Genomic DNA, 12,927 nt, shown 5'->3' with positions numbered 1-12,927 from the left:
CAGTGGGTGGCGGGATCTGTGGTGCACGGGCCCGTGAACCAGGTTTCCGGCACCAGGGGCGACGTGCACATCACCACGCATGTCGGCCCGGAGCACGCGCTGTACCGGGTGGATGCATTCCCCCCAGAGCGTTCCCGGCCGACAGTGGCGAAGGCCCTGGCGCAGCCCGCGCGCCTGCTGCAGGCGGGGTACGCACTGGTGGGCTTCACCGGACGCCGCACCGAGCTGAGTCAACTGGCCACCTGGCGGGATGCTGCGGGGCCGGTATCGGTTCTGCTGCTCCACGGGGCGGGCGGTCAGGGCAAGACGCGGCTGGCAGCGCACTTCGCCGACACCAGCAGGAACTGCGGCTGGGAGGTCCTCCAGGCCCGGCACATCAGCGACCCCGCCCCTGCAGGTCCCCTGCCCGGCGATGCTGGTGACGGAACGGGCCGGGGGGTGCTGCTGGTGGCCGACTATGCCGAGCGCTGGCCGGCAGCCGATCTCCTGGCCCTGCTCACCCACGCTGCCGTGCAGGCTCGCCCGGCCAGAGTTCTGCTGGTGGCCCGTCCGGCCGGGCTGTGGTGGCAGACCCTCGCGAGCCGACTGGACCGCCTCGACCTGGACACCGCGGAATTGGCGCTCACCCCGCTGACCGACGATCCGGACACCGGTCCGGAGGCGCTGTTCACCGCGGCCCGCGACAGTTTCGCCGATGCCCTGGAGCTCGGTCAGGCCCACCGGATCACCGCGCCCGCCACCTTGTCCAATCCGAAGCGTTTCGGGCAGGTCCTGGCCATCCACATGGCGGCGCTGGCCGCCGTCCACGCCAGCCGCACCGGCACCACCGCCGGCGAGCTGGACTCCCCGCGCCGCATATCCGCCTACCTCCTGGACCGCGAACGCGACCACTGGCAGACCCTGAAGGACAACTGCCGCGTCACGGCGACCGTACAAACCCTGGGACGTGCGGTGTACACCGCCGCCTTGACGGGTGCCCTCGGACACGACACCGGCTGCGCCGCCCTCGCCGCGATCGGTGTCTGCCCTGACAACGCCGCTCCCCAGGTCCTGGACGACCACGCCGTCGCGTATCCCCCAGCCGACCTGCACAGCGGTACGGTCCTCGAACCCCTCTACCCCGACCGCCTGGCCGAGGACTTCCTCGCGCTCAGCACGCCCGGCCATCACCTGCCCTACTTCGCACCCGACCCGTGGGCCACGAACGCCCCGCAGCGCCTCCTCCTCCCCGGCGACCACCCGGACGCCACGACGACACCGACCGCAGACTGGGACCGTCAAGCCCTGACCGTCCTGATCGCAGCTGCCGCCCACTGGCCGCACCTCACGACCCGGCAGCTCATCCCACTGCTGACCGCCCGGCCGGAGCTGGTAATCCACGCGGGTGGGGCCGCCCTTGCCGCCCTGTCGACCCTCAAGGACCTTCCCTTGGCAGTCCTGGAAGCCGTGGAGGCCGTCCTGCCCGAGGACCGTCATCCGGACCTGGACCCGGGAACGGCCGCCCTCACGGCCCGCCTCACCCCTCACCGCCTCGCCTCCACCGACGACCGCTTCCTGCACTCGCACTTCCACAACGCACTGGCGCTGCGCTATGCGAACGCCGGCCTCTACGAGCAAGCCCTCACAGCCAGTGAGGAAGCCGTCGGCATTCTCCGGCTGCTGGACCGGGAGCGTCCTTCCCGCTACGAAGCCGACCTCTCAGGGGCACTGAACAACTTGGCGGTGTGGTACGGATCCGTGGGACGACAGGCGGAATCCCTCGCTGCCATCGAGGAATCCGCTCAGGTCGCGCGGCGGCTGGCCGCGACCCGCCCCGAAGCCCACGAGCCTTCCTTCGCGTACGCGCTGAACAACCTGTCGATCCGATACGCGGAGGCGGGGCGGCGGGCTGAGGCCCTGACCGTCTCTGAAGAGGCGGTCGCCATCAGCCGGCGCCTGGCCAAGGACGCTCCTGCCGACCTTGAGTCCGACCTCGCCCGCGCCTTGAGCAACCTGTCGAACCGGTACGCAGACGTGGGGCGGTGGGCTGAAGCGCTGGCCGTCTGCGAGGAGGCGGTCGCGATCTACCGCCGCCTGACCGCGGCCAACCCCGCGGTTTACGAGCATGTACTCGCAGCTGCCCTGAACAACCTGTCGAACCGCCACAGAGACATGGGACGGCGAACGGAGGCCCTGACCGCCATTGCGGAGTCCGCCCGGATCCACCGCCGGATGGCCTCAGTGAACCCCGCCGCATTCGAGCCCAACCTCGCGAGCTCGCTGATCAACCTTTCGAGCCGGCTCGCGGCGGTGGAGCGGAGAACGGAGGCCCTACCGGTCATCGAGGAATCGGTCGCGATCCTGCGCCGTCTGGCCGAGGCACATCCCGCCGCCCACGAGTTCGAGCTCATCTGCGCCCTTAACGTTTTGGCGACACAGTATGCGGATGTGGGGCGGCGGACAGAGGCCCTGCCGGTCATCGAGGCGTCCGTCGCGATCGCACGGCGGCTGGCCGAAGAGGATCCTGCTGCCTACGAGCCCGCCCTCATGCTGCCTCTGGACATTTTGGCAAGCCAGTATGCTGGTGTGGGGCGACAGGCGGAGGCTCTGCCGGTCGCGGAGCAGTCTGTCGCAATCGCACGGCGGCTGGCCGAAGGGGATCCCGCCGCCTACGAACCTCGCTTGGCGGCTTCGCTGAACAACCTGGCGGTCCACTACGCGGCCATGGAACGGCAAAACGACTCCCTGATCGCACTCGAGGAGTCCGCCACGATCTACCGCCGGCTGGCCACGGCCAACCCGGCCGCCTTCGAGCCCGGCTTCGCCTACTTGATGCAGAACCTGGCGCAGCAGTACACGGACGCGGAGCGGGCCCTGTCTGCCGTCGAGGAGGCCGTCGCGATCCGACGGCGCCTGGCGAGCCGGGATTCCGCCTATGAAGCCGACCTGGCGGAATCGTTGTGGGCGGCGGCAACCGTCCACCTCAGAGTGCTGCCGCAGCTGACAGTTTCGTCCCTGCGGTTCGCAGTGGAAGCAGTGAACATCATCGGCAGGTTGGCCAAGGAAGTGCCGGATGTCTTCGTTGCCCGCCTGCGGACCGCTCTGCTGACCCTCGCAGATGTCCTCGACCGGCTGGGCCACACCGCAGACGCGGAGGAGCTCCGCCGTCAGCTCGCGGGCGGCGGGGCAGCGGGCTGACCCGCGTGCCCGTGCCCTTTGGCAGCATGAGGACATAATCTCGGCGGCCCCCACCCGAACGCCGAGACCGGCAGATGACGGCCAAGATCAAGCCGCTTAGCGCCAAGGGCTGTACGGCGGGGTCTCCACGGCCCTGCCCCCGGGGAAAGGGTTGCCAAGGCAGCAGTCCGTGCCGCAGTCCTCTCAGTCCTTGCAGCCGGGCGACGTCGCGAGTTCGTGCACGTGCTCCTCCAGGTCCGCGAGTCTGCCAGTTTCAACTGCTCCGGTTCGGCTCCGAACGCGACCATGCGCTGGGACTGCTCCAGGAACTCCACCACCTGTTCCGTGTGCATGGAGAGCAGCGCCGTCCCGTTCGGCGAGGTGAGCCGGAGGTAAGTACGCCGACGGCCAGGCGCGGGCTCGCCGGACTGCACCTCCGGATCCTCGGTCCAGACCTGTACGTCTCCCCTGCCCGCTGTGCGGCTGAGGCCGTCCGACAGAGAACAGGGGCGGGACCGGGTCGTCGCCCAGCCGCCCGCCGACGTCACCATCGTGTCCGTCGGCCGCCTGCACGACGCCGAGGAGTCCGAGCACGCCGACGTCCTGCAGCGCGCCACCATTGCGCTCGACCTCCGCCGGCACTTCAGTGACCCGCACAAGCTCAGTAAGGAGATGCAGCAGCTGACCGCCCACGATCAGGTCGTGCGGGACACGGTGATGAGCACCGCGGGCATCCGCGAGGTCCTCGCCGCGACCGCCCTGCAGGTCGCGGGTTACCTCGCTGGACGCGAGCACCGCCCCGATCGCCGTGGTCACCCTGATGTGTGAGGGCTCAGGACATCCTTGACGCTTTGTCCTCATGAGTTCTTTGACGCATCGGGCCGTGTGGTGTCAGACCCGGGGGCGATGATCGGGCCATGCTGCAAGCGAGAGATGAACGTGGTCGGCTGGTGGGGAACCCGAAGCCGTCAGCGTTGAGCCGGATGGTGGCGAACCTTGGCCGGGGCAACGCCTTCGTGATCGTCGAGCGAGTCGACGATGAGGCGGACGGTGACTGGTATGTGCAGGTGTGGCTGAGGGATGACAACACCTACCAGCTGGAATTCCGAGATGGGACTGCAGCGGAGCACTACCAGACCCGGACGATCGCCCAGGAGAAGGTGATCGCTGCCTTGAGCGGCTGGGCTGGAGGGAGGCCGGAGTGGAAGGACGCCTTCATGTGGAACAACATCAGCACCTTGTTTACGGACGGGGCCGGGTCTCGGAGCTTGCCCAGGCCTTGAAACGGCTGACTGGCCGGTCGCTGGTGCGTGCATGGACCGCGAGTTCCTCACCGTCGTGGACGATCCGGAAGTGGGTGTCCTCGACGATGACGTTCACAATCTTCCCGACGTGGGTAGGGCCGACTCGCATCCGCTGTTTGGCCACCATGAGGAACCCGTCGATGTTGACGCGCCGCTGCACGATCAGCGGCCCCGCCGGCCCAGAGGGCGGTAGGAGCGATGAGGCCTGGCGGACTCCCCTGAGGCGGCCGCGTTGGTCGGCTGAGATGGGCAGCGGCATGGTCCGGACGACGCGGCCGTTGCTGATCGCGTGCAGGACGTGCTCGTCCATTCGCAGGATGACGCGGCTCCCGGCCAGGGTGACGGGCAGCTTGATGTCCTGCTGGGCGAGCGCGACGATGCCGTTGCGGTCAACAGTCCGTTCGACCTCCACGGCCATTCCGGCTGGTAGTTGAACCCGACCCCGGTGACGGGGCAGTGCCGGGGCTGCCGGTGGTGGCCCGGCTGGCCGGGTCTGTCGCTTCTCTCTGAGCTGGTGCAACTGCTCCAGCGACGTGCGGGAAGCCATCGTTTTGAGCAGGTGTCCGTCCATCGTGATGTGGATGCTGCGGTCGTCCGCCCACAGTGTGACGGTCTTGCCGGCGAAGGCCGGTCCGATCCAGATGTCCTGGCCGCCGTGGCTGAGGGCAAAGTGCCGCAGGGCGGCACCACAACGTCGAACTCGACCGCGCCGGCGGAAGTGGGCCGGCGTGCCGGATCGGGGTGCTCGATCTTGGGTGCCGTGCTTTGCCGGGGAAGGGCAAGCGCAAGCTGCCCGGCCCCTTGGAGGGAGGCGGCCGCGTCGGCCTTCGATGGGCGAAAGCGGCTGGCCGGGGCCATGTCGAGGGACTGATGCGGTCGCTGATGGTTGTAGGTGTGAACCCAGGTGTTGATCGCCTCCTGGGCGGCGGCGACGGACTCGAATGGTGCGACGTGGTCCAGGAACTCCTGGCGGAGGGTGCGGTGGAACCGCTCGATCTTGCCTGTCGTGGTCGGCGAGCGTCGCTTGGTCAGCCGTTGCACGATGCCGTTTTCCCGGCAAACTCGCTCGAAGAGGACTTCGGCCGGCCGCGGCTTAGTGAATCGGCCGGTGAACTGCTTGCCGTTGTCGGTCAGCATCTCCGTCGGTACTCCGTATCGCTGCATAGAGGCAACGAAGGCCGAGCAGACGTCCCGGCCGGTCGGCCGCAGTACGACTTCGGCGACGACCAGGAAGCGGGAGTGGTCGTCGATTCCCGTGACCAGCTTGCATTCGCGGCCGTCGGCCAGGAACACCCCCGAGACGATGTCCATCTGCCACAACTGCATCGGTGCATCGCGCTGCCAGCGGCGGTATTTCCGCTTGTGCTGCTGGTCCTGGTGGCTGACGAGGCCGTTGCGGGAAAGCACCCGGTGAACGGTGGCCCTCGATGGCAGCGGTTGCACCTTGCGCTGGCCGAGTTCGTGAACCAGGCGCCGGGCTCCCTACCGTGGGTGATGCTGCCGCAGTTCGCAGATCAAGGCCTCCACGTCCGCGGGCAACCGGCTCGGACTCGTTCGCGGGCGCCGCGACCGTTCGCGTAGCCCCTCGACGCCCTGGTCCTGATAGCGGTTCCGCCAGGCGTGGACCGTCTGCCGCGACACCCCGAATCGCAAGGCCACCTCGACCACCGGCGCACCATCGAGCACCTCCAGAACAGCCCGATACCGATGCTCCACCAGCTCCTGCGGCTCCATCCCGGCCCCTCCTTCCAGGCGGAACAACGAGCCAGCACCGTCAAGGATGTGCTGAGAACAGAACGTCAAGCATGTCCTGAGCCCTCACACATCAACCCGGTGCGCCGACGGACGTGAACGCGCAGCTACGACGGCGATGGCCCCTGCGCGCTGTGGTCTCCGGCGACGTCGAGCAGGCCGCCGCGTACGGGCTGGCCGACAGCGCGAAGCCGTTCGCCGGGCGGGGCCTGGTCGTCGACCTGGTCCACCGCGACCTCGACAAGGACGTCGTCGATGCTGACCCACGCCGCAGGAGAGGGCGCCCGCAGCCATTGGAGCTGACTGCGGGCGCCCTGTAGCCCGCCCCGCCCCGGTTCGGGCTCTTGACGATTTCCCTGGGAACGGCGTGCGGACCGTGGCCGGGCCGCAAGCTGATCGCATGACTACTCGCAGCCAGACGCCCTTACACACCAGCGCACCCCTGCCGTTCGCCGCCGCGCCCCACGGGTGGCGCCTCGCCTTTGGCGACCCGGAGCACCAGGACATCACCGTGACGCCGATCGTCGGCTGGATTTCCCTGCCCGTCGGAGCCCCGTCCTCCCTGTCCGACTCCCCGGTGGAACCGGTCATCCTGTGGGACAACGTGAAGGACCCGCTGATCGGCCCGGCCCTGGAGTACCTGCAGAGCAACCCCGGCGTCTACGTCCACCAGGTCCTCGCCCCCGGATTCGAGGTCCGGGACGCGCCGGCAGGCTGGAAGATCATGGAGTACGGCGACCGATGACCCCGCCCCGCCCCGGGTGCGCACCCGGCCGCCCGGGGCGAGCGTGGAGGCATGGTCAGGCACCCGGTCGTCGTGTACCCCATCGCCGAGGGCGAGGGCCGTCGCGTACGCGTGGACGGCACCATCCTGGGCACCGCGTACTCCGACCGCGACCTGTCCGAGTTCCTCCGCCGCGCCGGCGCCCCCGAGCCCGACGAGATGGTGCTGTCCGCCCTGATCGAGTGGCGCGAGGATCCGCCCCAGGACTACGGCGCCGGGCTGACCGCCCGCGGCTGACGCCGGTTCTCCCCGCTTCCTGGGTCGTGTGGCTTCGCCGGGGTCGGTAGCTCCTCAGCCCTGGGGGGCTTGCGGTGCCCCGCCGGGGTGGCGCGGACCGTACGCGGCTGCGGACCGCCCGGGGCAGGAGACATGGAAGTGTGGCTGAGCTGGTCCGTGGTGCGGATGGCCACTGCGGGCCGTCCGTCGGCTCCCGCGCCGTCGGGGCTGGCGTTCTGTGGTGCATGCTCCGGACGGCTCCACAGAGGGGACATCCATGAGACCAGGCCGCAGCGCGCTGACCTGGAAAAAGGTACATCTGCGGAATCCGTTAGACCGTCCTACGCACGCGCGCGGGCCGGCCCGCATCGCCACCACCGAGCCGCATGGACGTCCCTCCGGATCCGCCACTCCTTCGACGAGATCGTGCCCTCGGCACCGGGTCGTCGATGTAGGGCTTCCTAAGCCCCGTTCTCGTATACCTACGGCCGGGGTGGTGAGCAGCTCTGCGAATCTGCCCCTGGGAAGAAAGATCATCTCGGTCTGCGGAATTCCCGCAGCCGCCCTCGACGGGAGCGATCTATGGCAGACAGCACGAGCATGCAGAGTTCTCGGTTCCCGGATGGGACGAAGCCGGACGGCACGCCCTACCAGGTCCTGATCGTGGACGACTCCCCTTTGCAACCAAGGAGCTCTCCCAGATTCTGATCCCAGAGGGTTTCGAGATTGCCGCGACGGCCCGTGACGGAAAGGAGGCAGTCACACCTACAAGGAGCAAGCCCAGCGCATCGACTTGGTGGCCATGGACCTCGTCCTGCCCAGCATGGACGGCATCACTGCCACGGAGAAGATCATCGAGTTCGACGAGTCGGCCCGGGTCGTCATTATGAGCGACATCCGCTCGCAGGACTCGGTCAAGAGAGCCATGGCAGCGGGCGCGCAGAACTACATCGCCAAGCCGCTGGACCGCGAAAGGTCCTGGAGCGCGTGGTCCCGTTGCTGCGCTGACCGGCAGTCAGCCCACAGCGTCTCGGGGCGGACCGCCCGCACGATCACCGTTCTCAGCAGGAACTGCTGCACCAGCGCCGGGAACCGGTGTCATGCCCTGGCCTATGCCGCCCCGTCCTGGGTGCGGCAGGGGCGGCCACCGCCGCTGGCGGGGTGGTCAGATCAAGGTCGAGGCGCCGGTTCATACGGGAACCCGAGGATGGACTGTCCTGTTTTCGTCGGTTCGGCCTTCGGTTCAGGCGAACACGGGGGGGGGAGCGCGGAGCGGACCGCCCCCTCGGTAATCCTCACTGGGAACGGTGCTGGCATCGTACGAGTCATGAGAGCAGCAGGAACGACACCGGAACCGGAATCCTCAACACGGAGTGGCCTCACGTCTCTGGGCGAGGTGGCATGCCGTTATCAGGCGGATGAGATCCGCCCGGAGGACCTGCCGATGATTGCTGCCGAGGCACTCGCGGCCGGGCTGGACACCCCGATGTTGTGCGAGCTCGCCGGTTTGCCTCGCAACGCGGATGCCCGCGATATCCGCGACGCGTTCGAGCAAGCACTCTCCGAGGCCGGAATCGAGTTGCCGGATCGGGGCCTGGCACAGCGCCACGCGCTGCGTCGGGTGGCGGCGAGGCTGATCAATGGGGAAACCACTGCCGCCGACCTGGCGACGGACGACTGGTGGGAGGCGGAGGTCGAAACCGTTGAGGAGCGATCGTTCGTATCGCTGATCCCGCAATGCGGGTGCTGCATTGAGTACACGTTGGGGCTTGACCAGCGGACGTGGGCTGCCGAGCTGCGGATTGCCGCGCTCGCCCTCACATCGTCTCCGCCGATCGGCCCCGGCTGCTGACTCTGCCCTGGCGGCGTGCCCCCAGCAGGGGCCGTCCGGCGGACGCCGGCGTCTCCCGCTCCGAGGCGGCGTAGGCACGTGCCGGGCCCCGACCCCGTCCTGTCACTGCCTCCCGCGCTGGACCAGCTGCTGGTCATACGCCGCTGGCCGGAGCTGACCCCGGCCCGCGTGGACGAGAAGTTCACCGCCGTACGCGCGGCGGACGCGGAGACAGCGCGGCGCCGGCCGGTTGAGCCGAGGGACCTGGTTTTCCGCGCTTCCCCCATCCGATCACCGCGGTACACCGGGACAACAGCCCGTTCCGGCAGCCCCGTCAGTCCTTGCAGCCGGGCGAAGCCGCCAGCTCATGCAAGTGCTCCTCCAGGTCCGTCAGTCTGCCGGCCAATTGCTCCGGTTCGGTTCCGAACGCGACCATGCGCCGGGACTGCTCCAGGAACTCCACCACGTGAGCCGTACGCATGAAGAGCAGTGCCGTCCCGTCCGGCGAGCTGAGACGGAGGTAGGTACGCCGATAGCCAGGCGCGGCCTCGGCAGACTGCGTCGCCGGATCCTCGCTCCAGACCTGTACATCTCCGCTGCCCGTCTTGCGCCGCAGGCCGTCCCACAGCAGGTCTCGTGCCAGCACCCAAGTGACTCCGTCCTCCTGCCCGGGGACTTTGAACAGCACCTCCACCGCATAGGGATCCCCACGCCGGTACGTCAGGCACGCGTCGAACCGGTACTGGGCATCGCCGGACGGATGCTCGCACAAACGGACGAGCAGCTCTGCATGCAGCACCTCATCCCCGTCCTCCACTACCCGCCGGATCCTCAACGGATCCGGGCGTTCAACCCGAGAATCGGCCCGCGGTACCTCGCTCTCCGCCGACGGAATCGGGTTTCGCATGACGTGATAGCTCCGCGACCGCCGAGGTTGCCTGTCCTCCAACAGGCGTGTACGGCCGCCTAGTGCGACGAGGTCTGCCGGGGCGCCCGTACGTTGCCATGGCTTCAGCACATACCGATACACCGCTTCTTCCAGCCCGGTACGCCCGCGAAGCGAGCCGAGCCCATCCCACTCCTCCCGAATCTCCCGCTCCTCGAGCAACGCAGCGAGACGAGCCCAAGTCGCCAACCCGCCCATGTCCGTGCGGCGCATGCCTGGCCGAACACCATCGACGGCGCCCCGCAGCTCCCTCACACGCCGCTCCGTCGCATCGCCCAGGACCGCCTGCTCCCAGGACCAGGAGACGGGCTGCTCGTGCTGAAGCCGTTCCTCCACAGCAGACAGCACCGCAACCTTCACACCGAGCCCGTAACTGCCCAGTGCCGGCCACCGAGGGTCGCTGTCTGCACGGAGTCCCATGAACCTGGCAAAAGTGCTGTGGCAAAAGGCGAACACCCGGTCAGCCTCCTGCAGCTCAGGGAACTCCTCGACGGAGCCAATCAGCGCATCAGAGCTCCACGTCACGAGGAGGGACCGGATACCCCGTACCGGGCCATTCGGCACTGTGCAATCCGCGAGCCCGCCCCGGCCGACGACGGACGCTTGGGCGCCGCGGCGCAGAAAGTACTCGGCAAAGCCGCGACGCTCGTCCGGCGGGCCGAGCAGCGGGTAGCCCGCTTCCGGCACCGTACGGCTCATGAGTTCGCTGACGGCCGAGGCCAGCGCTGTCGACTTCCCCGTTCCCGGTGGACCGCAGAACACCAGATGGGAGGCGTTCTGGAGCCCCTTCAGCAGCGGCGGGGGCGACTGCTCCCCCGCTGCCACCGGAAGTGCCGGCAGCCCACCTTCCGTCTCGTCGAGCGTTCGCGCCCGAGGGCGCTCCTCCGCCTGGCCGCTCTTGTCTGCCGGACCGGGCTGCTCTAGACCGGTTCCAGCAGCCGAGGAGACGGAGCGCGGTGCTGTGACCGCTTCCCGGATGCGCCGCCGGACAGGGTCAGGCACGTGCCCCAGCGCAGCCAGCACGTGGGGCGCTCCGAGGCTGGAGGCGTCCAGGAGGGAATCGAAGTCGAGGTCGTCTGCGGTGTCCGTCTCGGCGAGGTCCTCCAGGAACCCCTCACGCCGAAGGCTCATCGTGCTTCCCCCTCCCCCGGCTCAAGCCGGCGTGCTCCGCTTTCGTTGATCCGATTCCTCAACCGATGAGTCCGGCGCTCCAAGGCCTTGCGCGTCAGGCCGACGCGCTCGGCGGCCTGTTCCTGGGTGCAGCCGACGGCGTACCAGCCCAGGCTCTCCAAGACCTGGGGGTCCTTCACCATCGGGAGGATCCGGCGGATCTCGTCGTTGGTCGCGGCGACCTGGTACGGGTCCGCGGCGCGCTGGTCAGGGATCGCGGCCATCGGGTCGGCCTCCTCGTCGGTGCCGGCGCGACGGAGTTCGGCCTGTCCGGTCCGGCGCGCGTCGTACCAGGCCTTGTAGACGGGGCCGAAGGCGCGGATCACCGCACCCATGCAGTAGGTGGTGAGGCTCGCCCCGCCGCCGGCGTGCCAGCGGCCTTCGAGCAATCCGTACGTACGGAAGAGCGCCATGCCGTTGATCACGCTGTCCGTGGCGATCTCGAGGCGGTCGTCGTGCGACCAGTCCGAGACGATCAGGCGGCGGGGCACCGGGCGCCCCACCGCGGCGGCCCGGTGGAAGACCTCGCCGGTACCGCACCACTTGACCATGGTGGGCCAGGCGTAGCCGGACAACCGCTCGACGACCTTGTTGTAGCGGGGTCCTTCGAAGCCGTCCGCCCGCAGGATCTCGACGATCCTCGCGTCGTTCTGTAAGCGCCGGGCGCGCTGGGCCTCGCCCTCACTGCCGACGGGCTCGAGGGGGCATTCCGGGTCGGACTGTCCCGCGTGCGACGGGTCGCGGACGGCGATGCCATCGCCCTCGAGCTCAGTCGGCACATCCGCTCCCTTGCGTCCGGGCTCCCTTGGCGGTCCTTCTGTCTGGCCTCACGCCCTACGTCTTAGGTACGGACTGCCGGTCTCCCCCCGCACCAGTCGTGTGATTCAGTTCACACACACTCCGGCGGGGGAGGCGGCCCGTATGCGGCCTAAACCACCAGCACCCGGGCCGCCGCGGATGCGGACGCCCTCATCCGACGAAGCTGGAGCTGAAGTTGTCCCAGAACACCCCGCCGCCCACCCTGCTGTCGCAGCGATCGGCCGTGATCCTGCTGCTCGGCGTCCTGACCGCCGTCGCCGCTGTCGTACTCACCGTGCTGGCGGGCGGCGCGCTGGCCGCCGGCCTGCTCGCGGGTGGCGCGGCCTTCGCTGCGGGGGTGCTGTTCTTCAACGCGGTCATCTCGTGAGGAGGTGAGGTCATCCCCGCGGGTGCAGGGGGCAGGTGCGAGTCGGTCGGCATAGTCCGCCTGCGGCCCTACGGGTCATCCCCGCGGGCGCGGGGAGCAGCAGCCCGGGCTCGTTCCCCGCTCGGGGCAAGGGGGTCATTCCCGCGGGCGCGGGGAGCAGATGCTGAGCCTGTACATGCCGGCGGTCTGGTAGGGGTCATCCCCGCGGGCGCGGGGAGCAGTTCATCTTGGCCTCGTCGAAGCGGGCGTCCTGGGGGTCATCCCCGCGGGCGCGGGGAGCAGATCAGACCGAGCCGGTCCAAGACCTTGAGGTCGGGGTCATCCCCGCGGGCGCGGGGAGCAGGGCGAACCGGCACCTGCCGATACTGGGCAGCTGGGGTCATCCCCGCGGGCGCGGGGAGCAGCCGACGGTGTTCGCCCGAACGAACTTGGCCTCGGGGTCATCCCCGCGGGCGCGGGGAGCAGGGTGGACGCTCCGCGCTGAGTACCGCAGCGCAGGGGTCATCCCCCCGCGCTGAGTACCGCAGCGCAGGGGTCATCCCCGCGGGCGCGGGGAGCAGGGGTCTCGATGAGTTCGTGCTC

Annotated in this window: 12 protein-coding genes, 1 pseudogene and 2 CRISPR repeat arrays (1 of these 15 running past the window's edge); of the genes and pseudogenes, 8 read left to right on the top strand and 5 right to left on the bottom strand. The window is 69.1% G+C overall.

What is annotated here, in order from left to right:
• Positions 1-33 precede the first annotated feature (33 nt).
• Positions 34-3,177 (top strand): tetratricopeptide repeat protein, encoded by a 3,144-nt coding sequence (locus ABZ128_RS10055; RefSeq protein WP_356847297.1) that lies wholly within the window; start codon positions 34-36, stop codon positions 3,175-3,177.
• Here ABZ128_RS10055 and ABZ128_RS10050 read toward each other — a convergent pair.
• Positions 3,147-3,707 carry an SsgA family sporulation/cell division regulator gene (locus ABZ128_RS10050; protein ID WP_356847295.1) on the bottom strand — a complete coding sequence of 187 codons (561 nt, stop codon included), beginning with the start codon at positions 3,705-3,707 and terminating at the stop codon, positions 3,147-3,149. The two genes, ABZ128_RS10055 and ABZ128_RS10050, sit on opposite strands and share 31 nt — an antisense overlap.
• Here ABZ128_RS10050 and ABZ128_RS10045 point away from each other — a divergent pair.
• Positions 3,634-3,984, top strand: coding sequence for a hypothetical protein (locus ABZ128_RS10045; RefSeq protein WP_356847430.1), 351 nt, complete (start codon positions 3,634-3,636; stop codon positions 3,982-3,984). The genes ABZ128_RS10050 and ABZ128_RS10045 overlap by 74 nt on opposite strands.
• A gap of 89 nt (positions 3,985-4,073) precedes the next feature.
• Positions 4,074-4,439 (top strand): hypothetical protein, encoded by a 366-nt coding sequence (locus ABZ128_RS10040; protein ID WP_356847294.1) that lies wholly within the window; start codon positions 4,074-4,076, stop codon positions 4,437-4,439.
• Here the strand turns inward: ABZ128_RS10040 and ABZ128_RS10035 are convergent.
• Both ABZ128_RS10035 and ABZ128_RS10030 read right to left on the bottom strand, forming a co-directional pair.
• On the bottom strand, positions 4,399-4,872 hold the full coding sequence (locus tag ABZ128_RS10035; RefSeq protein ID WP_356847428.1) for a hypothetical protein: 474 nt from the start codon (positions 4,870-4,872) through the stop codon (positions 4,399-4,401). The genes ABZ128_RS10040 and ABZ128_RS10035 overlap by 41 nt on opposite strands.
• A gap of 416 nt (positions 4,873-5,288) precedes the next feature.
• Positions 5,289-6,194 (bottom strand): annotated as a pseudogene (locus tag ABZ128_RS10030) (IS481 family transposase); the annotation flags it as partial.
• Positions 6,195-6,346: 152 nt separating this feature from the next.
• Here ABZ128_RS10030 and ABZ128_RS10025 point away from each other — a divergent pair.
• The 4 genes from ABZ128_RS10025 to ABZ128_RS10010 all read left to right on the top strand — a co-directional run bounded on the left by ABZ128_RS10025 (position 6,347) and on the right by ABZ128_RS10010 (position 9,064).
• Positions 6,347-6,532: a hypothetical protein gene (locus tag ABZ128_RS10025; protein ID WP_356847292.1), complete on the top strand. Its 186-nt coding sequence runs from the start codon at positions 6,347-6,349 to the stop codon at positions 6,530-6,532.
• An 80-nt stretch (positions 6,533-6,612) separates the two neighbouring features.
• A complete protein-coding gene (locus ABZ128_RS10020) occupies positions 6,613-6,957 on the top strand; it encodes a hypothetical protein (protein ID WP_356847290.1) in 345 nt (114 codons plus the stop codon).
• 51 nt (positions 6,958-7,008) lie between these two features.
• A complete protein-coding gene (locus tag ABZ128_RS10015; RefSeq protein ID WP_356847288.1) occupies positions 7,009-7,233 on the top strand; it encodes a hypothetical protein in 225 nt (74 codons plus the stop codon).
• Between the two features lie 766 nt (positions 7,234-7,999).
• Positions 8,000-9,064 (top strand): response regulator, encoded by a 1,065-nt coding sequence (locus tag ABZ128_RS10010; protein WP_356847422.1) that lies wholly within the window; start codon positions 8,000-8,002, stop codon positions 9,062-9,064.
• Between the two features lie 313 nt (positions 9,065-9,377).
• Here ABZ128_RS10010 and ABZ128_RS10005 read toward each other — a convergent pair whose 3' ends face one another.
• On the bottom strand, positions 9,378-11,120 hold the full coding sequence (locus tag ABZ128_RS10005; RefSeq protein ID WP_356847287.1) for an SsgA family sporulation/cell division regulator: 1,743 nt from the start codon (positions 11,118-11,120) through the stop codon (positions 9,378-9,380).
• On the bottom strand, positions 11,117-11,938 hold the full coding sequence (locus ABZ128_RS10000; protein ID WP_356847285.1) for a hypothetical protein: 822 nt from the start codon (positions 11,936-11,938) through the stop codon (positions 11,117-11,119). The genes ABZ128_RS10005 and ABZ128_RS10000 overlap by 4 nt, the downstream gene beginning before the upstream one ends.
• A 215-nt stretch (positions 11,939-12,153) precedes the next feature.
• On the opposite strand from ABZ128_RS10000, the gene ABZ128_RS09995 reads away from it, so the two are divergent.
• Positions 12,154-12,345, top strand: coding sequence for a hypothetical protein (locus ABZ128_RS09995; protein ID WP_356847284.1), 192 nt, complete (start codon positions 12,154-12,156; stop codon positions 12,343-12,345).
• 6 nt (positions 12,346-12,351) lie between these two features.
• A CRISPR array of direct repeats spans positions 12,352-12,810; the repeat unit is 28 nt; unit sequence GGGTCATCCCCGCGGGCGCGGGGAGCAG.
• A 66-nt stretch (positions 12,811-12,876) separates the two neighbouring features.
• A CRISPR array of direct repeats spans positions 12,877-12,927; the repeat unit is 29 nt; unit sequence GGGGTCATCCCCGCGGGCGCGGGGAGCAG (it continues 466 nt past the right edge of the window).

It is taken from the genome of Streptomyces sp. NPDC006326 (assembly GCF_040612915.1).
Classification (GTDB): Bacteria; Actinomycetota; Actinomycetes; order Streptomycetales; family Streptomycetaceae; genus Streptomyces.
Note: the sequence above shows the minus strand (reverse complement) of the source record. Positions and strands in the feature narration are given on the sequence as shown.

Excerpts from the sequence above, each read along its gene's own strand:
- ABZ128_RS10050 (WP_356847295.1), bottom strand. The coding sequence starts at position 3,707 with ATGGTGACGTCGGCGGGCGGCTGGGCGACGACCCGGTCCCGCCCCTGT.
- ABZ128_RS10040 (WP_356847294.1), top strand. The coding sequence starts at position 4,074 with ATGCTGCAAGCGAGAGATGAACGTGGTCGGCTGGTGGGGAACCCGAAG.
- ABZ128_RS10020 (WP_356847290.1), top strand. The coding sequence starts at position 6,613 with ATGACTACTCGCAGCCAGACGCCCTTACACACCAGCGCACCCCTGCCG.
- ABZ128_RS10015 (WP_356847288.1), top strand. The coding sequence starts at position 7,009 with ATGGTCAGGCACCCGGTCGTCGTGTACCCCATCGCCGAGGGCGAGGGC.
- ABZ128_RS10005 (WP_356847287.1), bottom strand. The coding sequence starts at position 11,120 with ATGAGCCTTCGGCGTGAGGGGTTCCTGGAGGACCTCGCCGAGACGGAC.